The organism is Paraburkholderia diazotrophica (assembly GCF_038900755.1).
GTDB lineage: Bacteria > Pseudomonadota > Gammaproteobacteria > Burkholderiales > Burkholderiaceae > Paraburkholderia > Paraburkholderia diazotrophica_A.
This window is the reverse complement of sequence record NZ_JBBPEN010000016.1, coordinates 83,544-108,822: the sequence shown is the minus strand read 5'-3', so window position 1 is coordinate 108,822 and position 25,279 is coordinate 83,544. Positions and strand designations below refer to the sequence as shown.

23 protein-coding genes are annotated in these 25,279 nt (G+C 62.7%); 16 read left to right on the top strand and 7 right to left on the bottom strand.

The window, feature by feature from the left end:
• Positions 1 to 24 precede the first annotated feature (24 nt).
• The 5 genes from AABE10_RS32300 (at position 25) to AABE10_RS32280 (ending at position 4,168) form a co-directional block, all read left to right on the top strand.
• A complete protein-coding gene (locus tag AABE10_RS32300; protein WP_342937164.1) occupies positions 25 to 909 on the top strand; it encodes an aspartate/glutamate racemase family protein in 885 nt (294 codons plus the stop codon).
• A gap of 155 nt (positions 910 to 1,064) precedes the next feature.
• Positions 1,065 to 2,018, top strand: a complete 954-nt coding sequence (puuE, locus tag AABE10_RS32295; RefSeq protein ID WP_342937163.1) for an allantoinase PuuE — start codon at positions 1,065 to 1,067, stop codon at positions 2,016 to 2,018.
• Entirely contained in the window at positions 2,015 to 2,536 is a 522-nt protein-coding gene (uraD, locus tag AABE10_RS32290) for a 2-oxo-4-hydroxy-4-carboxy-5-ureidoimidazoline decarboxylase (protein WP_342937162.1), read from the top strand. Before puuE ends, uraD begins: the two co-directional genes overlap by 4 nt.
• A 109-nt stretch (positions 2,537 to 2,645) precedes the next feature.
• The gene (gene alc, locus AABE10_RS32285) at positions 2,646 to 3,659 is read left to right on the top strand and encodes an allantoicase (protein ID WP_342937161.1); all 1,014 of its coding nucleotides are present in this window, start codon (positions 2,646 to 2,648) and stop codon (positions 3,657 to 3,659) included.
• Positions 3,656 to 4,168, top strand: a complete 513-nt coding sequence (locus AABE10_RS32280; protein ID WP_342937160.1) for an ureidoglycolate lyase — start codon at positions 3,656 to 3,658, stop codon at positions 4,166 to 4,168. The genes alc and AABE10_RS32280 overlap by 4 nt, the downstream gene beginning before the upstream one ends.
• A gap of 527 nt (positions 4,169 to 4,695) precedes the next feature.
• On the opposite strand, the gene AABE10_RS32275 is transcribed toward AABE10_RS32280, so the two are convergent.
• Positions 4,696 to 5,889 (bottom strand): urate hydroxylase PuuD, encoded by a 1,194-nt coding sequence (locus AABE10_RS32275; RefSeq protein ID WP_342937159.1) that lies wholly within the window; start codon positions 5,887 to 5,889, stop codon positions 4,696 to 4,698.
• Between the two features lie 226 nt (positions 5,890 to 6,115).
• The gene (gene uraH / locus AABE10_RS32270; protein ID WP_087735334.1) at positions 6,116 to 6,469 is read right to left on the bottom strand and encodes a hydroxyisourate hydrolase; all 354 of its coding nucleotides are present in this window, start codon (positions 6,467 to 6,469) and stop codon (positions 6,116 to 6,118) included.
• Positions 6,470 to 7,085: 616 nt separating this feature from the next.
• Between uraH and AABE10_RS32265 the strand changes: the two genes are divergently transcribed.
• The gene (locus tag AABE10_RS32265; protein ID WP_342937158.1) at positions 7,086 to 8,495 is read left to right on the top strand and encodes an 8-oxoguanine deaminase; all 1,410 of its coding nucleotides are present in this window, start codon (positions 7,086 to 7,088) and stop codon (positions 8,493 to 8,495) included.
• A 78-nt stretch (positions 8,496 to 8,573) separates the two neighbouring features.
• Here AABE10_RS32265 and AABE10_RS32260 read toward each other — a convergent pair whose 3' ends face one another.
• Positions 8,574 to 9,503, bottom strand: a complete 930-nt coding sequence (locus tag AABE10_RS32260) for a LysR substrate-binding domain-containing protein (RefSeq protein WP_087735332.1) — start codon at positions 9,501 to 9,503, stop codon at positions 8,574 to 8,576.
• Positions 9,504 to 9,772: 269 nt separating this feature from the next.
• On the opposite strand from AABE10_RS32260, the gene AABE10_RS32255 reads away from it, so the two are divergent.
• The 4 genes from AABE10_RS32255 to AABE10_RS32240 all read left to right on the top strand — a co-directional run bounded on the left by AABE10_RS32255 (position 9,773) and on the right by AABE10_RS32240 (position 14,730).
• Complete coding sequence (locus AABE10_RS32255) at positions 9,773 to 11,395, top strand: ABC transporter ATP-binding protein (protein WP_342937157.1); 1,623 nt, start codon at positions 9,773 to 9,775, stop codon at positions 11,393 to 11,395.
• 114 nt (positions 11,396 to 11,509) lie between these two features.
• A complete protein-coding gene (locus AABE10_RS32250; RefSeq protein WP_342937156.1) occupies positions 11,510 to 12,610 on the top strand; it encodes an ABC transporter permease in 1,101 nt (366 codons plus the stop codon).
• A 22-nt stretch (positions 12,611 to 12,632) separates the two neighbouring features.
• Positions 12,633 to 13,562, top strand: coding sequence for an ABC transporter permease (locus AABE10_RS32245; protein WP_342937155.1), 930 nt, complete (start codon positions 12,633 to 12,635; stop codon positions 13,560 to 13,562).
• Positions 13,563 to 13,635: 73 nt separating this feature from the next.
• Positions 13,636 to 14,730, top strand: coding sequence for a BMP family ABC transporter substrate-binding protein (locus AABE10_RS32240; protein WP_342937154.1), 1,095 nt, complete (start codon positions 13,636 to 13,638; stop codon positions 14,728 to 14,730).
• Positions 14,731 to 14,960: 230 nt separating this feature from the next.
• Here AABE10_RS32240 and AABE10_RS32235 read toward each other — a convergent pair whose 3' ends face one another.
• Positions 14,961 to 15,170: a dodecin gene (locus tag AABE10_RS32235; RefSeq protein WP_342937153.1), complete on the bottom strand. Its 210-nt coding sequence runs from the start codon at positions 15,168 to 15,170 to the stop codon at positions 14,961 to 14,963.
• Positions 15,171 to 15,361: 191 nt separating this feature from the next.
• Here AABE10_RS32235 and AABE10_RS32230 point away from each other — a divergent pair, with 191 nt between their 5' ends.
• The 5 genes from AABE10_RS32230 (at position 15,362) to AABE10_RS32210 (ending at position 21,673) form a co-directional block, all read left to right on the top strand.
• The gene (locus tag AABE10_RS32230; protein WP_342937152.1) at positions 15,362 to 16,255 is read left to right on the top strand and encodes an NAD(P)-dependent oxidoreductase; all 894 of its coding nucleotides are present in this window, start codon (positions 15,362 to 15,364) and stop codon (positions 16,253 to 16,255) included.
• Positions 16,256 to 16,350: 95 nt separating this feature from the next.
• Positions 16,351 to 17,943, top strand: coding sequence for an ABC-F family ATPase (locus tag AABE10_RS32225; protein ID WP_342937151.1), 1,593 nt, complete (start codon positions 16,351 to 16,353; stop codon positions 17,941 to 17,943).
• 171 nt (positions 17,944 to 18,114) lie between these two features.
• Positions 18,115 to 19,551 (top strand): aldehyde dehydrogenase family protein, encoded by a 1,437-nt coding sequence (locus AABE10_RS32220; protein WP_342937150.1) that lies wholly within the window; start codon positions 18,115 to 18,117, stop codon positions 19,549 to 19,551.
• A gap of 195 nt (positions 19,552 to 19,746) precedes the next feature.
• Complete coding sequence (locus AABE10_RS32215) at positions 19,747 to 20,937, top strand: nitronate monooxygenase family protein (protein ID WP_342937149.1); 1,191 nt, start codon at positions 19,747 to 19,749, stop codon at positions 20,935 to 20,937.
• A gap of 91 nt (positions 20,938 to 21,028) precedes the next feature.
• Positions 21,029 to 21,673, top strand: a complete 645-nt coding sequence (locus tag AABE10_RS32210) for an OmpW/AlkL family protein (RefSeq protein WP_342937148.1) — start codon at positions 21,029 to 21,031, stop codon at positions 21,671 to 21,673.
• 120 nt (positions 21,674 to 21,793) lie between these two features.
• Here the strand turns inward: AABE10_RS32210 and AABE10_RS32205 are convergent, their stop codons facing one another.
• The 3 genes from AABE10_RS32205 to AABE10_RS32195 form a co-directional block, all read right to left on the bottom strand.
• Positions 21,794 to 21,997 (bottom strand): DUF1289 domain-containing protein, encoded by a 204-nt coding sequence (locus AABE10_RS32205; protein ID WP_342937147.1) that lies wholly within the window; start codon positions 21,995 to 21,997, stop codon positions 21,794 to 21,796.
• A gap of 185 nt (positions 21,998 to 22,182) precedes the next feature.
• The gene (locus AABE10_RS32200; protein ID WP_342937146.1) at positions 22,183 to 23,484 is read right to left on the bottom strand and encodes an Nramp family divalent metal transporter; all 1,302 of its coding nucleotides are present in this window, start codon (positions 23,482 to 23,484) and stop codon (positions 22,183 to 22,185) included.
• Positions 23,481 to 23,825 carry a hypothetical protein gene (locus AABE10_RS32195; protein WP_342937145.1) on the bottom strand — a complete coding sequence of 115 codons (345 nt, stop codon included), beginning with the start codon at positions 23,823 to 23,825 and terminating at the stop codon, positions 23,481 to 23,483. The genes AABE10_RS32200 and AABE10_RS32195 overlap by 4 nt, the downstream gene beginning before the upstream one ends.
• A 252-nt stretch (positions 23,826 to 24,077) precedes the next feature.
• Between AABE10_RS32195 and AABE10_RS32190 the strand changes: the two genes are divergently transcribed.
• Positions 24,078 to 25,178, top strand: a complete 1,101-nt coding sequence (locus AABE10_RS32190) for a polyamine ABC transporter substrate-binding protein (protein WP_342937144.1) — start codon at positions 24,078 to 24,080, stop codon at positions 25,176 to 25,178.
• Positions 25,179 to 25,279: the final 101 nt, after the last annotated feature.

The following is a 25,279-nucleotide window of genomic DNA, read 5'->3' as shown; positions in this document are numbered from 1 at the left end:
GCTCTGGTCGACACAGGAGTCGACATGCGTATCAAACTGATCAACCCGAACACGACGCAACGGATGACGGAGGCCATGGGCCGTTGTGCGCGCAGCGTCGTCGCGCCGGGGACGGAACTGGTGGCGGTGAGCCCGACGATGGGCCCGCCGTCGATCGAAGGCTATTACGACGAAGCGCTCGCCACGCCGGGGCTGCTGGCCGAAATTGAGGCGGGCGAGCGTGAGGGCTTCGACGGCTACGTGATTGCATGTTTCGGCGATCCCGGTCTCTATGCGGCGCGCGAACTGGCGCGCGGTCCCGTGATCGGGATCGCGGAAGCGGCGATGCATGCCGCGAGCGTGCTCGCGCCGGGCTTTTCGGTGGTGACGACGCTTTCGCGTACCTGCGGGATGGCCTGGCATCTGGCCGAGCGTTACGGCATGAAGCGCTTCTGCCGCAACGTTCGCGCCACCGATGTCGCCGTGCTCGAACTCGATCAACCCGGCTCGGCGGCGCGACGGATCATTACCGACGAATGCCGTCGCGCGCTCGACGAGGACGGATCGGATGCGATCGTGCTCGGCTGCGCGGGCATGGCGGAATTGTGCGCAGAGATCGAAGATGCGCTGGGCGCGCCCGTGATCGAAGGCGTGACGGCCGCCGTCAAGTGGGTCGAGGCGCTCGTCGCGTTGCGCCTCTCGACGGCCAAGCGCGGCGACTATGCGCGACCGCTCGCGAAGCACTACGACGGTGAGTTCGCGCGCTTCAGTCCGACGGGCGATGCGCCCGCCGACGCGGCATGCGGGCGACAAGCCGCGCCCGGCGCGAATGACGTGACGGGCACCAACGGCGCGCTGCTGCGGGTCAACGCGAGCGCGCTGCGCGCCGACCCGGCCGCCGATATTGCGCCGCACATACATTCCGTCTGACACGCACTATCTGCCCGGGTGTATGGGCGCACCCGGGTGTTTTCGCTACACTGGTTCAACCCTGCCGGCCCTGCCGTAGCGCGTTTCCCCGCTTTCACGACGTCCGCCGGCGCAGACTTGCAACCGCTCACGTCAACCGCTGCGTCACTCACATCATGTCACTCGATTCGAACTATCCACGCGATCTGATCGGCTACGGCCGTCATCCCGTGCAGGCTGACTGGCCAGGACGCGCGCGCGTCGCGGTCCAGTTCGTTCTCAACTACGAAGAGGGCGGCGAGAACTGCGTGCTGCACGGCGATCCGGGCTCCGAACAGTTCCTGTCCGAGATCGTCGGCGCGACGGCGTATCCGTCGCGTCACATGAGCATGGAGTCGATCTACGAATACGGCTCGCGTGCCGGCGTATGGCGCATCTTGCGCGAGTTCGAAAAGCGCGGCCTGCCTCTGACGATATTCGGCGTCGGCATGGCGATCGAACGACATCCGGAAGTCGCGCGCGCGTTCGTCGAGCTGGGCCATGAGATCGCGTGTCACGGCTATCGCTGGATTCACTATCAGGACATGTCGCCCGAACGCGAAGCCGAGCACATGCGCCTCGGCATGGAAGCGATCGAGCGCGTGACGGGCGAGCGGCCGCTCGGCTGGTACACGGGCCGCGACAGTCCCAATACGCGGCGCCTCGTGGCCGAATACGGCGGCTTCCTGTACGACTCCGACAACTACGGCGATGACTTGCCGTTCTGGATGGACGTCGAGGTGACGGGCGGCGCGAAGGTGCCGCAACTGATCGTGCCGTACACGCTCGACACCAACGACATGCGCTTCGCGACGCCGCAAGGCTTCAACACAGCGGACCATTTCTTCACGTATCTGCGCGACGCATTCGACGTGCTGTACGAAGAAGGCGACGAAGCGCCGAAGATGATGTCGATCGGCATGCATTGCCGTCTGCTCGGCCGCCCCGGGCGCTTTCGCGCACTGCAGCGCTTTCTCGATCACATCGAAAAGCACGAGCGCGTGTGGGTCTCGCGGCGCGTCGATATCGCGCGTCACTGGCGCGAGCATCACCCCTATCAACCACAGGACAACCGCGGGGCTGCGGCATGAAGGCGATGCAATACACACTCGACCAATTGAACAGGATTTCGACCGACGCGTTTGTTGCGGCGCTGTCGGGCATCTTCGAGCACTCGCCGTGGGTCGCCGAAGCGGCGGCCGCGCAACGTCCTTACGCGAGCATCGACGCGTTGCACGCGACGATGTCGAACGCCGTCGAAACAGCGGGCGAAGCGAAGCAGCTCGCACTGATCAACGCGCACCCGGAACTCGCGGGCAAGGCGGCCGTGCGCGGCGAGCTGACGGCCGAATCGACGCGCGAGCAGAGCGGCGCCGGTCTCGATCAATGCACGCAGGAAGAGTTCGACAAGCTGCTGCGCCTGAACGCGGCGTATCGCGAGAAGTTCGGCTTTCCATTCATTCTCGCCGTGCGCGGCTACGACCGGCACGGGATCATCGCGAACTTCGAATCGCGTGTGAGCAACAGCCGCGCCGACGAGCTGCGCGCAAGCCTCGACCAGATCTATCGCATCGCGCGGTTTCGTCTCGACGATCTGATCAGCGCGTGAGCGCCGCGCTTGCCGCGTGATTGCCGTTGTATCGCGACACATCGCGCGCCCTCGGTATTCACACGGCGCACCCACACAAAGCAACAACCCGACAGCAAGGACGACAAAGATGGCACTTCCGATTCTCGATCCCAACGCACCCGAATTCACCCGCCGTTTCGTGAATCTCGCGGACCCGCGTCTCGGCGCACAGGCGCTCGAATCCAGCGACGATTTCTTCGCGCCGAAGGAACGCATGCTGAATCCGGAGCCGGCCGTCTTCATCCCCGGCAAGTACGACGAGCACGGCAAGTGGATGGACGGCTGGGAAACGCGCCGCAAGCGCACGACGGGCTACGACTGGTGCATCGTGAAGCTCGCGCGTCCGGGCGTCATCAAGGGACTCGATATCGACACGAGCCACTTCACGGGCAACTTTCCGCCGGCGGCATCGGTGGAAGCCGCGCGCGTGACGGACGGCGCGCCGAACCAGTCGACGCGATGGACCGAGATCGTTCCGTCGACGACGCTTCAAGGCAATAGCCACCACTACGTCGAAGTGGGCGACACGAACGCATACACGCACTTGCGCGTGAACATCTATCCGGACGGCGGCATCGCGCGCCTGCGCGTGTACGGTCAGCCGCAAGTCGACTGGGCGGGCGCGAGCCGCACCGATCTGTTCGATCTGGCCGCGATGGAAAACGGCGCGTACCTGGTGGCCGCGAACAATCAGCACTTCGGTGCGGCGTCGACGCTCATGATGCCGGGCCGAGGCGTGAACATGGGCGACGGCTGGGAAACGCGCCGACGTCGTGAGCCGGGCAACGACTGGGCGATCGTCGCTCTCGCGCAGCCGGGCATCATCAAGAAGATCGAAGTTGATACGGCGCACTTCAAGGGCAACTTTCCCGATCGCTGCTCGCTTCAGGCTGCATACGTGACGGGCGGTACGGACAGTTCGCTGATCACCCAGGCGATGTTCTGGCCGGTGCTGCTCGGCGAACAGAAGCTGCAGATGGACAAGCAGCATTTCTTCGAAAGCGAGATAGCGGCGCTGGGCCCTGTCACGCATGTTCGCTTCAACATCATTCCGGACGGTGGCGTGTCGCGTCTGCGTCTGTGGGGCACGCTCGCATCATGAAAACACTCGCCATCGAACCGCTGACACGCGAAGCGTTCGCGCCGTTCGGCGACGTGATTGAACTGGAAAACGCGAAGCAGATTCCGATCAACCTCGGCACGACGATCCGTTATCACGATCTCGCGAAAGTCGATGTCGCCGATCAGGACGGCCGCACGCTCGTCAATCTGTTTCGCGGGCAGCCACGCGTGCTGCCGTTCGAAGTGAAGATGCTCGAACGTCATCCGCTCGGCAGCCAGGCGTTTATTCCGTTGAACGACAAGCCGTATCTGGTCGTGGTCGCGCCGGCCGGCGCGCTCGACGAGTCGCAGATTCGCGCGTTCGTCACGAGCGGCTGGCAGGGCGTGAACTACGCGAAAGGCGTGTGGCACCATCCGCTGATCGCGTTGGGCGAAGTGAGCGATTTCATCGTCGTCGATCGCGGTGGCGAAGGGCTCAATCTCAACGAGCAGGATCTCGCGGCGTCGCTTTGGCTCCCTGAAGAGGCTTTGAACGCTGTAGCGGTTTGAGTGTGGTGGCATGCATCGCGTCGTGCGCGGTGCTTCGGCGATACAAGAAAAGCCCATCGCGGATGAATGTCCGCGGTGGGCTTTTCTTTTGGTTGGCGGGCTCGCTGAGATCTGGCGCTTCGATTGCATTCGACTTCGACTAGCGTTTGAGCCGCATGCTCTTCTTTCTGCTGAGCGGCGGCGACTGATGTGCTGCGTTGCGCATCGGCCGCAATGAAGATGCTTCGCGAAAATAGATCGAGCAGGTTGTGTCTTCAAGCAGACTTTGCGCCGAAGCGATTTGCCAGTAATTGAAGCCCCGAACCGACAAGCCGCAGTATCCGGCTTGTCGGTTCGGGGCTGCAAAACAGCTGCTAAATGCGCGTGCTATAGCGTTGGGCTGCGAACACACCGGCATCGATTCGTCCGCATGCATACGTGCAGCCGCCGCTCATTCGCCACACGCAAAAAAAGCGGGCTGCCGCTTGCGCGAACAGCCCGCCAACCTCGAAGAAACGGGCTTGCGCCCGTCATCGACACCTCGTCTCTTATTTCACCGCGCCGCCCTGGAACCACGCAGCGATTTGTTGCCGTTCGCCGTCGGTCATGTGCGTGACGTTGCCGAGCGGCATCGCCTTGAGCGTCACCGCCTGCTGATAGATGCGTTGCGCGTTCATCGAAATTTCATCGGGCGTGTCGAGCAGCACGCCGGCGGGGGCGCTCCCCATCAGCGTCGGATGCGAGGAGTGGCACGCGACGCAGCGTTGCTGCAGCACGGGCACGATATCGGCGACCTTGATGACGGGTGCATTCGCAGCTTCCGCGACGGGCACGACCGGCTTCGGCATCGTCCAGAACAGTGCGCCGAACATCAGCGCGACGCCGGCGAGGGGCAGATACCACAGCACCTGGCCGCGGTGACGCATCACGAAGAACTGGCGGATCAGCGCGCCCGCCAGCATGATCACGACGAGCACAGCCCAGTTGTACGGATGCGTGTACGTCATCGCGTAGTGGTTCGACAGCATCGCGAACACGACGGGCAGCGTGAAATACGTGTTGTGCACGGAGCGTTGCTTGCCGCGCTTGCCGTAGATCGGGTTCGGTGTGTCGCCCTTGAGCATCGCGTCGACCATCTTGCGCTGGCCGGGAATGATCACGAAGAACACGTTCGCGGACATGATCGTCGCGAGCATTGCGCCCATGATCAGATACGCCGCGCGGCCCGCGAAGATATGACATGCAAGGAAGGCCGCGATCAGCACGTAGATACCGACGCAGATGCCGAGCAGCTTGTCCCGGTTGCCGAGGATGCGGCACAGCGAGTCATAGACGATCCAGCCTGCCGCGAGGAAGCCGAGTGCCGAAAAGATCGCGACGACCGGGCCCATGTCGAGCACGTTCTTGTCGATCAGATACGTATTCGGCGCGAACAGGTACAGCACTGTGAAAAGCCCGAAACCGGAAAGCCACGTCGTGTACGACGGCCACTTCGACCAGTGCAGGTCATCGGGCATCTCGGGCGGCGCGACGGTGTACTTCTGCATGTTGTAGAAGCCGCCGCCGTGCACATGCCACAGTTCGCCGAACACGCCGCGCCGGCGCTGGTTCGGGTCCGTGGGCGGCTTCAGGCTGTTATCGAGGGCGACGAAATAGAACGATTCGCCGATCCAGGCAATTGCGGCGATCACGTGAAACCAGCGAATCGCGAGATTCAGCCAGTCGGTAATAAAGCCTTCCATGAAACTCCTCCACTCCTGATTCGTTGTTCGCGCAGCATCTCGTGTACTGCGCGCAATGCGATGCTGTTGCGCTGCTGCATGTCCGCGAGCGGTTCAGTGCATGCAACGACAATAAGATGAACTCGGGTGCTGATGGGTCGCGTCTGTTTGGCTTGCGCTTCGCGAATGTCTCCGTGTCATCGGCGGAACGCACGCGCCCCTGTACGTGGCGCTGCTTCGTTGAGCGTCAGCTGCCGCGATAGGTGCTGTACGACCACGGCGACACCAGCAGCGGCACGTGATAATGCGCGCCGGCATCGGCGATGCCGAAACGCAGGACGACACGATCGACGAAGCGCGGCTCCGGCACTTTGGTGCCGATCGACGCGAAGTAGTCGCCCGCATGAAACACGAGTTCATATTCGCCGACGGTTAGTGCATCGCCTTCGAGCAGCGGCTCGTTGCAGCGGCCATCGTGATTGGTGGTAGTGGTTTTGAGCGCACGGCGCGTATCGCCGGAAAGCGCAAAGAGTTCGACCTTGATATCGGCGCCGGGACGGCCGTTTGCCGTGTCGAGGACGTGGGTAGTGAGCTTGCCCATTCGCGATTGTCCTTGTGTAGATGCGAGGTTTCAGCGGCGCCCGATCCATCACAGTTTGCGGCGGATCGAGGCTCCACGTCAGTGGCTACATACCCGTCGGCGGATTGAAGCGAGCGCCGTGACATCCATTGTAGAAACATTGTTCATTGCGCGAGCGAGCGATAGGAAAGATAATCGCTGCCGCATGACGGTCCGCTGAAAGCCTCTGCACAGGTAGTCGAGTGCAGTCCGGAACGGCATGGCCGCGCTTGCTCGATCGTACCGGCGCCAAAAATACCGACTATATGCGCTGCGTGAATCCGGATATCGCAACCGCCCGAGTTGCCAGCGCAATTTTGTCGCCCGAAGGTTACGTCCATGCACGGCGCGGCCGTGCATCCCGAAGACGGCGGAGCACGCCGGGTAACCGGGCCAACGGCGTTCGAACGGAACGCGGCGGCGCGGTGGCGTGCCGGTGACATCGCGTTCGAACGACTTTTGCACTCGCCCGGACCACTGCGGACAGTGATCCGGTGCAGATCGATGCAGCAGAAAGTGACGGCATGCAATCTTATGCAGCGGAATGCAGCGGCAGCGGCATCGCGCAGCGGCGAACAGGGCGGCACTGGAGAAACGAATGACGATGCAAACCCAAGCAACGGGCGCAACGCGAACAACCGCGCAGCGCGGCAAAACAATGCTGGTTCGGCACGCAGACGTGCTCGTGACGATGGACGGCGAGCGGCGCGAAGTGCGCGACGGCGGCCTTTATATCGAAGACAACCGGATCGTTGCCGTCGGCCGGACAGCGGAACTGCCGGACACGGCCGACGAGATTCTGGACATGACGGGGCATCTCGTCATTCCCGGTCTCGTCAACACGCACCATCACATGTATCAGAGCCTGACGCGTGCGATTCCCGCCGCGCAGAACGCGGAGCTGTTCGGCTGGCTGACGAATCTGTACAAGGTGTGGGCGAATCTCACGCCAGAGATGATCGAAATTTCGACGCTGACGGCGATGGCGGAACTGCTGCTCTCAGGCTGCACGACGTCGAGCGATCACCTGTACATCTATCCGAACGGCAGCCGTCTCGACGACAGCATCGCCGCCGCGCGCCGCATCGGCATGCGTTTTCATGCAAGCCGCGGCAGCATGAGCGTCGGACAGAAGGACGGTGGCCTGCCGCCCGATTCCGTCGTCGAAAGCGAAGCGGATATCCTGAAAGACACGCAACGGCTGATCGAGATGTATCACGACGAAGGGCGCTACGCGATGCTGCGCGTCGTCGTCGCACCGTGCTCTCCGTTTTCGGTGAGCCGCGACCTGATGCGCGAATCGGCCGCACTGGCGCGGCACTACGGCGTGTCGCTGCATACGCACCTCGCCGAGAACGTGAACGATATTGCGTACAGCCGCGAGAAGTTCGGCATGACGCCGGCCGAGTACGCCGAGGACCTGGGCTGGATCGGCCGCGACGTATGGCATGCGCACTGCGTGCAACTCGACGATGCAGGCATCGACCTGTTTGCGCGCACAGGCACGGGCGTCGCGCACTGTCCTTGCTCGAACATGCGGCTCGCGTCGGGCATCGCGCCCGTCAAGAAGATGCGGCTGGCGGGCGTGCCCGTCGGGCTGGGTGTCGACGGATCGGCTTCGAACGATGGCGCGCAGATGGTCGCCGAAGTGCGTCAGGCGTTGCTGCTGCAGCGCGTCGGCTTCGGGCCTGACGCGATGACCGCGCGCGAAGCGCTCGAAATCGCGACGCTCGGCGGTGCAAAGGTACTGAACCGCGACGATATCGGCGCGCTGGCTCCCGGCATGGCAGCGGATTTCGCGTCGTTCGATCTGCGTCAGCCGCTTTTTGCGGGCGCACTGCATGATCCCGTCGCGGCGCTCGTGTTCTGCGCGCCGTCGCAGGTATCGACGAGCGTGATCGGCGGAAAGATCGTTGTGAAGGACGGCATGCTGACGACAGTGAATCTGGGCCCCGTGATCGAACGGCACAACAGCCTGGCGAAGTCGCTGTACGAAAGTGCCGCTTAAAAAAGAAGCGGCACTTTGAAAAGAGAAGCGGCGGTTTGACAACCGCCGCCTGCAACATAGTGCTTTCTTCGTCGCGCTTTACTTGTCGACGAGCGTCTTGGTCGCCTCCGCGACGAGGCTGCGCAGCCAGCGCACTTCATCGGAGTAGTGCACGCGCTCGTGCCACAACTGGTAATACTGCATCGGCGGGAAGTCGAGCGGCGCGGGCACGACGGTCAGCGGCAGGAACTTCGCGTAGTAGTCGGCGAACAGCCGCGTCGTCGTGAAGATCAGATCGGACTTGATCAGCACGTAAGGTGCGAGGTTGAAGTACGGCAACGTGACGACGACGTGGCGCTTCAGGCGCTCGCGCGCAAGATGCACGTCGATCGCGCCGCGCTGGCCGACGGAGTAGGGCGTCGGCGCGAGATGCGGCGCGTTCAGGTACTGATCGAGCGTCAGGCCGCCGCGCCGCGCGAACGGGTGCGTGTTGCTCATCAGGCACACGATCTGGTCGACGAACAGGTTCGACAGGTGCAACTGCTCGGGCGGTTCCGGCCAGTTGCCGACGACGATATCGAGCTTGCCGTCCTCGAGGGCCAGTTCATAGTCGAACGCGGGCCCGAGCGAGTGGAACTCGAGTGTCGCGTTCGGCGCGGCCTGGCGGAAGCGCTCGACGACGGTCGGCACGAACAGCACGTTCAGGTAGTCCGGGCAGCCGATCCGGTAGCAGCGGATCGACGTCGCCGGGTCGAAGTTGTGCTGCTGAAATTTAATGCGTTCGATCTCGCGCAGCGCATTTTGAACGGGTTCGAGCAGTCGCAGCCCGTACTCGGTCGGCACCATGCCGGATTTGCCGCGCACGAGCAGCGGATCGCCGGTGATGTCGCGCAGCCGTCGCAGCGCAGCGCTGATCGCGGGTTGGGACTGGTTCAGCTTGACGGCGGCGCGCGTGACGCTGCGCTCCATCAAAAGGGTGTGCAAGACGCGCAGCAGGTATGTGTCGATCGCCTCGCGTTGTTGGCTCATGACTTCTCCGAAATATATGTTCAGGCTGATCGAACTGGTGTGGGGCTATATGCGTTTTAATATAGAGATAAGGGGGCGTCAAGGGAGGGATACCCGCAAACCGTGCAGTGGCGCGGCTCTGCGGGAATTTTGGCGGCTCGACTGATGGGGTCGATTTCGGTATCGTCGATCGGCTGCGGCACCACGACACGTGCGTCCCAAGCGGGTAATTCAATCGGGGAAACGCGTGAGGCCACGTGCTGGCGGCATCGCGCGGAATACGGAACAACATGAGCGACACATCTTCAGTCAGCCCGACGGGCGGCAGCGCACACGCAAACGGCGCAAACCGTAGCGGCGGCGCCACACCGCGCCTCGCGCTCGCGGGCATCAGCAAACAGTATCCCGCCGTGCGTGCCAACGACGACGTCACGCTGGTCGTCGCGCCCGGCGAAATTCACGCGGTACTCGGCGAAAATGGCGCGGGCAAGAGCACGCTGATGAAGATCATCTACGGCGCGGTGCGGCCGGACGCGGGCGAAATCCGCTGGGAAGGACAGCCCGTCGAGATCGCGAGTCCCGCCGCCGCGCGCAAGCTCGGCATCGGCATGGTGTTTCAGCACTTCTCACTGTTCGAGACACTGACGGTCGGCGAGAATATCGCGCTCGCGCTCGACGAGCCTTTCGATCTGAAGGCGCTCGGCAAACGCGTCCGCGAGGTGTCGGCGGACTATGGGCTCGACATCGATCCGCAGCGTCACGTGCACAGCCTGACAGTCGGCGAGCGGCAACGCGTCGAGATCGTGCGCTGCCTGCTGCAGAACCCGCGTCTGCTGATCATGGACGAGCCCACTTCCGTGCTCACGCCGCAAGCCGTGCGCAAGCTGTTCGAGACGCTGCGCCGTCTCGCGTCGGAGGGGTGCAGCATTCTCTACATCAGCCACAAGCTCGACGAAATCCAGGAGCTCTGCGACACGGCGACCGTGATGCGCGGCGGCAAGGTGACAGGCCACGTGAAGCCGCGCGAAGAAACGCACGCGTCGCTGGCGCAACTGATGGTCGGACATTCGCTGCCCGATTACGAGCGCCGCGCGCACATGCCGGGCGACGTGCTGCTCGACGTGAAGCATCTGTCGTCGGCGAGCGACGACCCGTTCGGCACGTCGCTCGACGATGTGTCCTTCAGCGTGCATGCGGGCGAGATCTTCGGCATCGCGGGCGTGTCGGGCAACGGGCAGGCGGAACTGCTCGCGGCGCTGTCGGGCGAGCACAAGAGCAACAAGAACCATCGCGCGGATGCCGTGACGATCTGCGGCAAGCCAGCGGGCAAGCTGGGCGCCGCGGCGCGCCGCAAGCTGGGCTTCGCGTTCGTGCCCGAAGAGCGTCTGGGACGCGGCGCGGTCCCCGCGATGTCGCTCGCGGAGAACGCGCTGTTGACGGCGCATCGGCAGCAGATGGTCCGCTCGGGCTGGGTCGACGCGGGCGCGATGCGTGCGTTCGCGAAGCGCTGCATCGAAGCCTTCGACGTGCGCTGCGGCGGCGAGGGCGCGCTCGCGCAGAGCCTGTCGGGCGGCAATCTGCAGAAGTTCATCGTCGGCCGCGAGATCCTGCAGGCGCCGAAGGTGCTCGTCGTCGCGCAGCCGACATGGGGCGTCGATGTCGGCGCGGCCGCTTTCATCCGGCAGCAGTTGCTGGATCTGTCGTCGCGCGGCGTGGCGATTCTGGTCATCTCCGAGGAGCTCGAAGAACTGTTCGACATTTGCGATCGACTGGCCGTGCTGGCGCGCGGGCGTCTGTCGCCGTCGCGCAAGACAGGCGATACGAACGCGGAGGAAATCGGCCGCTGGATGGCCGGTCTTTTCGGTGATCGCGAAGGTACGCCGCCGTCGGCCGGCCAGCCGGCACATGCATGACGGCACATGCATGACGGCACAGATGATCGGCACACGCTATCGGCACACGCGCGGCTCGAGGCGCCTCACGCGAGCCCGGATGAAGCACCAGACACCTCATCGACCCAGCACACAATGATTCTTCCGTATCGACTCGAAGCACGCACGACACCCTCGCGAACGATGCAGCTCGCCGTGCCGCTGATCGCCGCGCTTCTGACGCTCGTGATCGGCTTTCTGATCTTCAGCCTCGTCGGCCGCGATCCCGTTCAGGCGATGGTCGCGTTTTTCATCGAGCCGCTTTCGAGTGTCAACGGCTGGTCCGAGCTGCTGCTGAAGGCGTCGCCGTTGTGCCTGATCGGCCTCGGTCTTGCGATCGGCTATCGCGCGAACGTGTGGAACATCGGCGCCGAAGGACAGATGGTGCTGGGCGGCATTGCTGCGAGCGGCGTCGCGATCTATTTCGATCAGGCGACGGGCTGGTGGATCCTGCCGACGATGATGATCGCGGGCATGCTCGGCGGCATGGCGTGGGCGGCGATTCCCGCGTTGCTCAAGAGCCGCTTCAACACGAACGAAATCCTCACGAGCCTGATGCTCACTTATGTCGCGACGCAATTGCTGATCTATCTGGTGAGCGGCCCGTGGCGCGACCCGCAGGGCATGAACTTCCCGCTCTCCGAAATGTTCACGGGTGACGCGCTGTACCCGACGTTCTACGGCGACTGGCACTGGAAATTCATGCGCGGCACACGGCTGAACGCGTCGATCTTCGTGACGATCGTCGCGATCCCGCTCGTGTGGCTCTTCATGCGCAAGAGTTTTGCCGGCTTCCGGATGAACGTCGGCGGTCTGGCGCCACTCGCCGCGCGCTACGCGGGCTTCTCGGACAAGAAGACGATCTGGACGTCGCTGCTCATCAGCGGCGCGCTGGCGGGTCTCGCGGGCATGGGCGAGATCGCGGGCCCCATCGGCCAGTTGCAGGCGACATGGTCGCCGGGCTATGGCTTCACGGCGATCATCGTCGTATTCGTCGGACGGCTGCATCCCGTCGGCGTTGTGCTCGCAAGTCTCCTGATGGCGCTGCTGTACCTCGGCGGCGAGGCCGTGCAGACGTCGATGCAGCTGCCGCAAGCGTTGTCCGGCGTATTCCAGGGGCTGCTGCTGTTCTGCCTGCTGGGCGCCGATCTGTTCGTCAACTATCGCGTGCGCCGTCGCGGCATCGCGGCATCGTAACAACGCTCGAAACCGGATCAACATGGATATCCAACAAGCTAGCGCGCTGACGTCGAGCGCGGTCGTCGCGGCAATTCCGCTGATGTTCGCGGGCATCGGCGAACTCGTGACCGAGAAGTCGGGCGTGCTCAACCTCGGCGTCGAAGGGATGATGCTGATGGGTGCTGTGACGGGCTACGCGGTGACGTCGATTACGGGCAACCCGTGGCTCGGCGTGCTCGCGGCGATCGGCGCGGGCATCGCGATGTCGCTGCTGTTCGCGTTCCTCGTGCTGTCGATGCTCGCGAACCAGGTCGCGACGGGCCTCTCGCTGACGATCTTCGGCATCGGCCTTTCGGCGTACGTCGGCAAGCCCTACACGTCGGCGGCCGTGCGCGAGTCGATCGGCACATGGGTCATTCCCGGCCTCTCGAAGATTCCCGTGTTCGGCCCGGCATTCTTCAGCCTCACGCCGCTCGACTATCTCGCGTTCGTGATGTTCGCCGTCGTCGGCTGGTTCCTGTACCGCACGCGCGCCGGGCTCGTGCTGCGCTCGGTCGGCGAGTCGCCACAGGTCGCGCACTCGGTCGGTTTTCCCGTGATCGGCGCGCGCTACGGTGCGACGCTCTTCGGCGGCGCAATGGCGGGGCTCGCCGGCGGCTACTACTCGATCGTCAATCTGCACTTGTGGCAGGAACAGTTGACTTCAGGTCGCGGTTGGATCGCGCTTGCACTCGTCGTATTCGCGACGTGGCGTCCGGGGCGGCTGTTGATCGGTGCACTATTGTTCGGTGCAGTGACTGGCCTGCAGTTTTATGCACAGGCGATCGGCGTTCCAGTGCCGACGCAGTTTCTCGCGATGCTCCCTTACCTGGCGACCGTCGTCGTACTCGTGCTGATTTCGCGCAACCCGAACACGATCCGCCTGAATGCACCTGCGTCTCTCGGCAAGCCGTTCTTCGCGGCAGGCTGAACGTCTGGACGGATCCATACGCGGGGCAAATGCGTCCCGGTTCATCAATCGAAACCCAACGACAGGAGAAAACATGAAAAAAAGAATCATGCTGAGCGCACTGGCGCTGGCGGCTGCGTCGCTGGCTGCCGGTGGCGCGCTGACGCAGACGGCGCAGGCCGCCGATGTGCCCGGCGTCGCGTTCGTGTACCTCGGCAATCCGGGCGACGCGGGCTGGACGTTTGCGCACGACCAGGGCTCGAAGGAAGCGGAAGCGAAGTTCGGCAATAAGATCAAGATCACGCGCATCGAAAACGTACCGGAATCCGCGGACTCGGAACGCGTGTTCCGCGATCTGGCGAACAAGGGCAACAAGATCATTTTCGGCTCCAGCTTCGGCTACCAGGATTTCGAACTGAAGGTGGCGAAGGACTTTCCAGACACCGTTTTCCTGCATGCGACCGGCTACAAGAAGGCAGCGAACTTCGGCACGTATGACGTGCGCATGTACCAGGGTGCATATCTCGCAGGCGTCGCCGCCGGCTACGTGACGAAGACGAATACACTCGGCTTCGTCGCGTCGGTGCCGATTCCGGAAGTGGTGCGCAACATCAATGCATATACGCTCGGCGCGCGCTCGGTGAATCCGAAGGTGCACACGAAGGTCATCTGGATCAACAGCTGGTTCGATCCGGGCAAGGAAAAGCAGGCGGCTGAAACGCTGATCGGTCAGGGCGCCGACGTGTTGCTGCAGAACACCGACTCCAGCGCGACGCTCGCAACGGCTTCCGAAAAGCATGTGCACGCATTCGGCTGGGATTCGGACATGAAGAAGTTCGGTCCCGATGCGCATCTCGGCTCGGTGGTCGCGCACTGGGGCGTGTATTACTCGGCCGCCATCCAGCAGGTGCTGGACGGCAAGTGGAAGAACGACCCGGTTTGGTGGGGCATTCCGCAGAAAGCCGTCAATCTCGAAGACCTGAATACATCGGCGATTCCGGCCAATGCGCAGAAGGAGGTCGAAGCGAAGCGCACGCAACTGGCAGGCGGCAAGTGGGACGTATTCACGGGTCCCATCAAGGATCAGACGGGCGCCGTGAAGGTGCCGGCCGGCAAGGCGCTGACCGATCCGGAACTGCAGCGCCTGAACTGGTACGTCGAGGGCGTGGACGGCTCGTTGCCGAAGTGACGTGGTGAGCTGACGTGCCGGTGTGACATGACGATGTGACACGACGATGTAAACCGCGCGCTGCATGCGGGATTTGACGCGGCGCGTGAATCGATGTGCACTCGGTTTACCCAGCGCGTGTGAACTCGAAAAGCTGCATAGGGTTGCGGGCCTTATGCAGCTTTTTTCATGAGGTACGCGAATCGGGCGACCGCGCTTTCACGGCCGCCGTATGCTGGCCGACGCCGGCATCAATCCTCGATGCGCAAGCCGACCTTGAGTGTCACCTGCCAGTGCGAGACCTTGTTGTCTTCGATCTGGCCGCGCGTTTCGACGACTTCGAACCAGTGCAGATTGCGCAGTGTTTTGCTGGCTTTTTCGATCGCGCAACGAATGGCGTCGTCACTGGATTTCGTCGACGAACCGGTCAGCTCGATCTGCTTGTACACGTGGTCGCTCATGATTCACCTCCTGTGATCGAAAAAGTATAGGCAATGCCTGTCGTGTGAACGAACCAGAATTCATGCTGCACGTCGCGTGCCCGGCATGATGCGTTGGCGATGCCATCGGTATCATTGACGGCTCATGTGCCGCCCAACGGCGGCTGCAATCCGGTGCGTTTGTTTGATTGCATCGAAAAGAGGAGAAAGAAGTGGAGATCGGTTTTTGCGGACCGGGGCTGATGGGTGCGCCGATGATCCGGCATCTGCTGAGTGCAGGACATGCAGTGCAGGTGTGGAACCGCACGCGCGCCAAGGCGGACGCGCTGATGGCTGACGGCGCGACCGTCGCTTCGACGCCTGCGGAACTGGCTGGTCGGGCTGAAGCCATTTTCCTGTGCGTGCTGGATGCAGCGGCTGTCGAAGAAGTCGTGTTTGGCACGAACGGCGTCGTGCAGGGTGTCAACGAGTCGAACGGCGCGAGTCCTGTCCGCTGGATCGTCGATCACGGCAGCATTCCGCCGTCCGCGACACGCGTCTTCGCGAGGCGGGCCGCCGAAGCGGGTATCGGCTGGATCGACGCGCCCGTGTCGGGCGGCGTTGCAGGCGCAATCGCGGGCACGCTCGCCGTGATGGCGGGCGGAGACGCCGCCGATGTCGAGGCGGTCACGCACGTCATCGGAGCCTATGCTGCGCGCGTCACTCACATGGGCGCGGCGGGCGCGGGACAGACGACCAAGCTGTGCAACCAGGCCATCGTCACATCGACGGTGGCGGCGATCGCCGAGGCCGTCAGCCTTGCGCAACGCAGCGGCATCGACGCCGCGCGCCTGACTCAAGCGCTTACGGGCGGCTGGGCGGATTCGGTGCTGCTGCAGACCTTCGTGCCGCGCATGATGCAAGCGGGCCAGCCGCCCATCGGCGCGTTGAGCACGTTCCAGAAGGACGTCGATACGATTGCAGCCGCTGCATATGAAACCGGCACTCCAATGCCGGTTTCGGGCACAGTGCAGCAGCTATTGCGCCTGGGTGCAGCCATGGGGCTCGCGGACGCCGATCTGTCCGGTTTCATCGACGTGTTGCACACGCCGCGTAAAAAAGCGTAGCGGGGTATCGCGGCGGCCCGGGGCGCGGCGCGCGAGATGCGATAACCTGCTAAAATATTTGGTTTTTCGCCGATCTACATTCAAAGGGACGCGCCGTGCTGTCTACTGCCAACATCACCATGCAATTCGGGCCGAAACCCCTGTTCGAGAACATCTCGGTCAAATTCGGCGAAGGCAACCGCTACGGCCTGATCGGTGCGAACGGTTGCGGCAAGTCGACGTTCATGAAGATTCTGGGCGGCGACCTGGAGCCGAGTTCCGGCAACGTGATGCTCGAGCCGAACGTTCGACTCGGCAAGTTGCGCCAGGACCAGTTCGCGTACGAAGACGTGCGCGTGCTCGACGTCGTGATGATGGGCCACGCGGAAATGTGGGCGGCGATGACCGAGCGCGATGCGATCTACGCGAACCCGGAAGCCACTGACGACGACTACATGCACGCAGCGGAACTCGAAGCGAAGTTTGCCGAATACGACGGCTACACGGCGGAAGCGCGCGCGGGTGAACTGCTGCTCGGCATCGGCATCGCGATCGACCTGCACAATGGTCCGATGAGCAATGTCGCCCCGGGCTGGAAACTGCGCGTGCTGCTGGCGCAGGCACTGTTTTCGAAGCCGGACGTGCTGCTGCTGGACGAGCCGACCAACAACCTGGACATCAATTCGATCCGCTGGCTCGAGGACGTGCTGAACGAGTACGACTCGACGATGATCATCATCTCGCACGACCGTCACTTTCTGAACCAGGTCTGCACGCACATGGCGGACATGGACTACGGCACGCTGAAGGTCTACCCGGGCAACTACGACGACTACATGCTCGCAAGCACGCAGGCGCGCGAGCGTCAGCAGGCCGCGAATGCAAAGGCGAAGGAGCGCGTCGCCGACCTGCAGGACTTCGTGCGCCGCTTCTCGGCCAACAAGTCGAAGGCGCGTCAGGCAACCAGCCGTCTGAAGATGATCGACAAGATCAAGATCGAGGAATTCAAGCCGTCGTCGCGTCAGAACCCGTTCATTCGCTTCGAGTACGAGAAGAAACTGCACAATATTGCAGTGGTCGCGGAAGACATCACGAAGAAGTACGACCGCACCATTTTCCAGAACTTCAATTTCAGCGTACAACCGGGTGAGCGCATTGCGATCATCGGTGAAAACGGCGCGGGCAAGACGACGCTGCTGCGCTCGCTGTACGGCAATCTCACGGTCGACCACGGCACGATCAAATGGGCTGAAAACGCGAACGTCGGATACATGCCGCAAGACACGTACGAAGAATTTCCGGACGACATCACGCTGATGGACTGGATCGACCACTACCGCAAGGAAGGTGACGACGAGCAGATGGTGCGCGGCACGCTCGGTCGTCTGCTCTTTAATGCAGACGACATCAAGAAGTCGGTGAAGGTGCTGTCGGGTGGCGAGAAGGGCCGCATGATCTGGGGCAAGCTGATGCTGGGCCGCCATAACGTGTTGCTGATGGACGAGCCGACCAACCACATGGACATGGAATCGATCGAATCGCTGCAGATCGCACTGGACAAATACGACGGTACGTTGATTTTCGTTTCGCACGACCGCGAATTCGTGAGCGGCCTCGCGAACCGCATCATCGAAGTGAAGACGGACGGCACGCTGAACGACTTCGGCGGCAATTACGAAGACTTCCTGGCGAGCCAGGGCGTGCAGTAAGCAAGCGTTACTGCGCGGCTTCTTGCGAAAACCCGCTTCAGACGAAGCGGGTTTTTTATTTCGTGCGCAACGCTATGGTGTTGCCTGGGCCGATTGGTCTTGCGTGTGTCTGAATGCGTCCTACGTCGACGAGTAAAATAAATCCACTATCCGTGCGACAGGACAGAACACATGAAGACCTTCGAGCACTTCTACATCGATGGCAAATGGATCAAGCCGTGTGGCACCGGCACGATCGACGTGATCGACTCGGGCACCGAGGAGATCATGGGCCGCATCCCCGAAGGCATCGAAGCGGATGCCGAAGAGGCGATCAACGCTGCGCGTGCCGCATTCGACAGTTGGGCGGCGACGCCACTCATGGAGCGCGCCAGATACCTGCAAAAGATTGCCGACAACCTGAAGGCGCGCACCGATGAACTCGCCGGCTATATTTGCGGCGAAGTCGGCATGCCGATCAAGCTCGCGCGTGCAATTCAGGTCGGTGGTCCCGTGTACAACTGGAATGCCTACGCGAAGCTCGCAGGTGAATTCCAGTTCGAAGAGCGGGTCGGCAACTCGCTCGTCGTGCGAGAACCGGTCGGTGTCGTGGCCGCGATTACGCCGTGGAATTATCCGCTGAACCAGATCACGCTGAAGGTTGCAGCGGCGCTTGCCGCGGGCTGCACTATCGTGCTCAAGCCGTCGGAAGTCGCACCGCTCAATGCGTTCGTGCTCGCCGAAGCAATTCATGACGCGGGGCTACCCGCGGGTGTATTCAACCTCGTCTGCGGGTATGGACCGGTGGTCGGCGAAGTGCTTGCCAGTCATCCGTCCGTGGACATGGTGTCGTTCACGGGTTCCACGCGCGCGGGCAAGCGCGTATCGCAACTGGCGGCGGCATCGGTGAAGCGTGTCGCATTGGAACTGGGTGGCAAGTCGGCGTCGGTGATTCTCGACGATGCGGATTTTGCAGCGGCAATCAAGGGCACAGTGAACGCTTGTTTCCTGAATTCGGGGCAAACGTGTTCCGCGCATACACGCATGATCGTGCCGGAGTCGCGCTATGACGAAGCGCGTGAGCTTGCGAAGAAGGCGGCCGAAGGCTTCGCCGCCGGCGACCCGCGTGCCGAGACGACGCGTCTTGGTCCGCTCGCTTCGGCTGCACAGCAAGCGCGCGTGCAGCACTATATTGCGCGCGGCATCGAGGAAGGCGCGGATCTCGTGACGGGTGGTCCGGGCGTGCCTGACGGTGTATCCAAAGGCTTCTTCGTCAAGCCGACAGTGTTCGGCCGTGTGCACCCGAAAGCGACGATCGCGCAGGAGGAAATCTTCGGGCCCGTGCTGACGATCCTCACATACAAGGACGAAGACGAAGCGGTGCGCATCGCCAATGACTCGCTGTACGGTCTTGGTGGCGCGGTTTGGGCAGGCAGCGACGAGCGCGCGATCGGCGTGGCGCGGCGCATCCGCACGGGCCAGGTCGACATCAACGGCGGCGCGTGGAACATGGCCGCTCCGTTCGGTGGCTTCAAGCAGTCCGGGCACGGCCGCGAAAACGGCGCGTACGGACTCGAAGAGTATCTCGAGTACAAGTCGATGCAATTAAAGGTCAACAAGCCCGCGTAGACCTGCACCCAGCTGCATGAGCGCGATGTTCAGCGATTTATCTCGTTGGCGCGTGCACTGCAGATGACGAAGCGCAACAAAAGTGCGTGCCCTCGACGGGCACGCACTTTTGTTTGACTTCACTCAACATACTGCATTCGCCAGTTGCGACCATCGAGGCTTTGCGTCGAATCCCATCGACGACGGAGGCCTCTCATGTTTCCCTCTCATCCGTTTGCACCGCTCGTGATTCGCGGGCGGTCGCTGTTGCCCGTCGTGCAGGGCGGCATGGGCGTCGGCGTGTCTGCGCACCGCCTTGCTGGCAGCGTTGCGCGCGAAGGCGCGCTGGGCACGATCGCAAGTATTGACCTGCGCCACCATCATCCCGATCTGCTCGAACGCTGCCGCGCGACACCCGATCGCGCAACGCTGGAAGACGCGAATCGCACTGCGCTTGCGCGCGAAATCGAAGCCGCACGCACGTTGAGCGAAGGGCGCGGAATGATCGCCGTCAACGTGATGAAGGCGGTCAACGCGCACGCGGACTATGTGCGGATCGCCTGCGAGCAGGGCGCCGATGCAATCGTCATGGGCGCCGGTCTGCCGCTCGATTTGCCGGATATGACGCAGGGGCACGATATTGCATTGATCCCGATCCTGTCCGATAGCCGCGGTGTCGGCGTCGTGTTGAAGAAGTGGATCAAGAAAGGCCGCTTGCCCGATGCGATCGTGATCGAACATCCCGCTTACGCGGGCGGCCATCTCGGTGTAACGAATCTCAACGACATGCACGATGCGCGCTTCGAGTTCGCGCGGGTCGTGCAGGAAATCGACGAACTGTTCACTTCGTTGCAGATTAGCCGAACCGAAGTGCCTGTGATCGTTGCAGGCGGCATTAACAGTCACGCGGCTGTGCGCACCTGTCTGGAAGCAGGCGCAAACGGCGTGCAGATCGGCACGCCATTCGCCGTCACCGAGGAGGGCGATGCCCATCCCAATTTCAAGCGCGTGCTGGCCGATGCGAAGCCCGACGATATTGTGGAATTCGTCAGCGTAACGGGCCTTCCCGCGCGTGCCGTGAAGACGCCGTGGCTCGATCGCTATCTGCGCAACGAGACGCGCATTCGCACGAAGATCGGTGCACTCAAACGTGCGTGCCCGACTGCACTCGAGTGTCTGAGTGCATGTGGTTTGCGCGACGGCATCGAAAAATTCGGACACTTCTGCATCGATACGCGGCTGGCCGCTGCACTCCGCGGCGATGTTTCCAATGGCTTGTTCTTCCGTGGACGCGAAGCGCTGCCATTCGGCAATGCAATTCGCAGCGTGCGCGATCTTCTGGAGCTACTGCTGACGGGCGTTACGCGACCGGCTGTCGCAGGACGCCTGGCATTTTCCCTGGGTTGACGGCGGTCAATGAGCACACCCTGACGAGCTTCGACAATCGATTGCGCGTTACCACATTGGTCGCGCAATCACAAAAAAATCAGGGTAGCTTATGACCGGAAACACTCGATTGATCGCGGCCGCTCTCTGCGCAGCAGGGATCGCGCTGACGACTCCACACGCCTTCGCAGCAGACAGCGATTCGACTTCAGGCATTCATGCAGGCGACACGCTCGTGCGTCTGCGCGCCATCTCGATCGTGCCGCAGGTCCGCACCAGCGATACGTTGTCGACGCTCAACGTCGACGTCAACAACGCAACCGTGCCCGAACTCGATTTCACGTACATGATCCGCGACAACATCGGCGTGGAATTGATTCTCGCCACGTCGCGGCATCAACTGACGTCGAGCCTCGGCGGACTGGGCGGCGTCAACGTGCTGCCGCCGACGTTGCTGCTGCAATATCACTTCAACCATCAGGGGCAGGTTCGGCCGTACGTCGGCGTGGGCGTGAACTATACGTACTTCTATAACAACGGACTGCATGCGGCCGGTCAGGACATCTCGATCAAGCGCAGCAGTTTCGGTCCAGCGCTGCAGATGGGCGTCGACGTGCAAGTGACGAAATCGCTATTCGCCAACTTTGATGTCAAGAAGGTCTGGATGAAAACGGATGCATCACTCAACGGCACGTCGCTCGGCACGCTGCATATCGATCCGTTGATCGTCGGCATGGGTGTCGGCATGAAGTTCTAGGCGCAACGCGCACAGATGTCGATGCAATAAAAAACGCCGGCTTTCACACGCAAGCCGGCGTTCTGTTTTGTCGCTTTCGCCAAGGCCTCGTGCAATAAATTGCATCGAGGCCTATGCGAATCACAGCTTGTCGTATTTGAATCGCATCGCCGTGCCTTCGCGTTCGATGCGTTCCCACACGACGCGCTTTTCCTCATCGCTGAGAAACACCCAGTTCGACACTTCCGTCGCCGTGCGGCCACAGCCCTTGCAGATCTCGTCGAAAAGCGTCGAGCAGACGCCGATGCAGGGACTATCGGGGAGGTCGTGCAGATTCGAAGACATCGAGTTACCTTGGATCGGAAATGCGAGCGGTCCGCTATGGTAAACCAAAAGCATAATCGGCTTCCGGCGCCGCTTCAGTGCTGGAGGCGGCTGCGCTCGAGTGCTTCCACGCATGGTCCACTCCGACTGCGTCACCGAACATCGCGCCACGAGCCGGTGCACCGCAAGCAGTCAAGCACTCGCGTTCATCCTGTCATCGTCTCCCAGATCAGCGCGCCGTTCAGCGCGATGATCCCTGCAGCGCAAGCCCACGCGAGCGCGAGTGGCACGCCGTGCACGCGCCAGCCGTGCATCAGCCGGGCGTCCGACGCAAAGCGGATCAACGGCACCACCGCGAGCGGCAATTGCAGGCTCAGCACGACCTGGCTCGCCACCAGCAGTTGCGCCGAGCCATGCGGCCCGAACAGCGCAACGGCGACGAGCGCCGGGCCGATCGCGAGCGAGCGCGTCAGCAGCGCGCGCTGCCAGCGCGGAAGGCGAATCTGGAGGAAGCCTTCCATCACTGCCTGGCCTGCAAGCGTGCCCGTCACGGTCGCGCTGAGGCCGCATGCGAGCAACGCGGCCGCGAACAGGACAGCCGCCCAGCGCGAGCCGACGATCGGCGCGATGAGCCGATGTGCGTCGGCGAGATCGGTGACGTTGTGGTGGCCGCTCGCATGGAACACGGCCGCCGACACGATCAGCAGCGCCGCGTTGATCACGAAAGCCAGTGAAAGCGAACTGAAGGTGCCGAAGTTGACGCCGCGCAGCGCGCGAGCGATGTGGGCGTTGCTGGAGGAGCGCGCATGCCCCCTGACGAGCGCCGAGTGCAGATAAAGGTTGTGCGGCATCACGGTCGCGCCGAGGATGCCCGCCGCGAGCCACACCATGCCCGCGTCGCGCAACAGCGTGGGGTTGGGCGCTGCGCCCGCCAGCGCCGCGCGCCAGTCGGGCCTGGCGAGCGCGAGTTCCACCACGAAGCACATTCCGACGAACAGGATCAGCGCGACCACGGCCGTTTCCAGCGTGCGCCGTCCGTGCCGCTGCAGCGCGAGCATCGCGAAGGTGCCGACGGCCGACATCAGTACGCCTGCTGTCAGCGACACGCCTAACAGCAGTTCCAACGCGACGGCGCTGCCGACCACTTCGGCGACATCGCAGGCAATGATCGCGATCTCGCTCGTGATCCACAGAAAGAGTGTCGTGCGCCGGCCGGTGCGTTCGCGGCAGAGCTGCGCGAGGTCGCGCCCCGTCACGACGCCGAGCCGGGAAGAGAGCCACTGCAGCAGCATGGCCATCAGACTCGACATGATCACGACGCTGAGCAGCTGATAGCCATAGCCTGCGCCGCCGGCGAGCGCCGTCGCCCAGTTGCCGGGGTCCATGTAGCCGACCGCGACGAGCGCGCCCGCGCCGACGAACGTCAGCCAGTTTTCCGGGCGCGGCCGTCCCGGGTCGCCGCGGCGTCGGCGGCGACAGCGATCGAGGGCGAACGGATTCGTGTTCATCGCGGTGTGACGGGCTGGCGGGCGTAAAGCTTTCGATGCAGCAAGCTGCCTGCCACGCATTCGCGGTGCGCCGCGTACCCGCCACTATCTGGGCTGATTTGACAGTCTATAGTGATGTTGAAAGGCGCGTATCGGGAAACGGAGATGGATGGCGGCAGCGTGCGAGCGCCGTCGGCGGCGACGCGATGCGCGATGTTTCTGCCGTATCGGGAAGGAGGTTTTTTTCGGGTGGACAGGACGCGATAACCCGATAAAATTGCGGCCAATTTTGCAGCCGCATGACGGCCGTCGCGGCGCGCTTCACGCAAAGAATGCGCGGCGCAGCGGCGATCGCCGGCCATTGGCAAGTCGACGGCAAGTCATCGGTAGTAGTCGGCCGTAACGGGTGATGCCCGGATCGGTGCGCATGAGCGCACAGGAAACCTGAACGAACACCGCGCGCTGTACCCTTTGCGCGACATCGGGCGGTTTTTTTTGAATCGGGCATCGTTTGATGGTAGCTTTCGGGTTTTTCAAGGGTAGCCGCCCGTGGCATGGAGCGGCTTGAGGCGGGGTAGCGACCGGTTTTCCCGCCGGTCAGAACGGAGAACGGAATGAAAAAACTGGTGGTGGGCCAACTGGCTGCGCTGGTGTTGTGCGCTACGCCTTTCATGTCGGCGGCTGCAAAAGATACGCAACTGAATGTGTACAACTGGTCGGACTACATCGCCAAGGACACGATTCCGAACTTCACCAAACAGACGGGCGTCCAGGTCAAGTACGACAACTACGACAGCGATGACACGCTGCAGGCCAAGCTGCTGACGGGCAACTCCGGCTATGACATCGTCGTGCCGACCAGCAACTACGCGGGCAAGCAGATCGCAGCGGGCATCTTCGCGCCGCTCGACAAGTCGAAGATCCCGAACCTCAAGTACCTCGACCCGTCGCTGATGGCGCTCGTCGCGGGCGCCGATCCGGGCAACAAGTACGCGGTGCCCTGGGCGTACGGCACGACGGGCCTCGGCTACAACGTGACGAAGGCGCAGCAGATTCTCGGCAAGGGCGTCGCGCTCGACAGCTGGGACATCCTCTTCAAGCCGGAAAACATTTCGAAGCTCAAGGCATGCGGCGTGTCGGTGCTCGACGCGCCCGACCAGATGTTCGCGGCCGCGCTGCACTACATCGGCAAGGACCCGATGAGCACGAACCCGGAAGACTATCGCGCCGCGCTCACGATGCTGAAGAAGATCCGTCCGTACATCACGCAGTTCAACTCGTCGGGCTACATCAACGACATGGTCGGCGGCGACGTCTGCTTCGCATACGGCTGGTCGGGCGACGTCGTGATCGCGAAGCACCGCGCGCTCGAAGCGAAGAAGCCGTACAAGATCGACTACTACATTCCGAAGGGCGGCGCGCCCGTGTGGTTCGACGTGATGGCAATTCCGAAGGACGCGAAGAACAAGGAAGCCGCGCTCGAATGGATCAACTACATCGAGACGCCGCAGGTCCACGCGGCCATTACGAACGCCGTCTACTATCCGAGCGCGAATCTCGAAGCGCGCAAGTACGTGGACAAGGATGTCGCGAACGATCCCGCCGTGTATCCGCCGGCGGACGTCGTCAAGACGCTGTTCCTGCTGAAGCCGCTGCCGCCTGAAATCCAGCGTCTGCAGACGCGGCTGTGGACCGAGTTCAAGTCCGGCCGCTAAGCCAGTCCGCACCGGACGGCTGCGCAGGAATGCATCATCATGAAGCCCTCGGCACACAACCGGGGGCTTTGTTCGTCAAATGCAGGGAGAGAAGCAGCAGA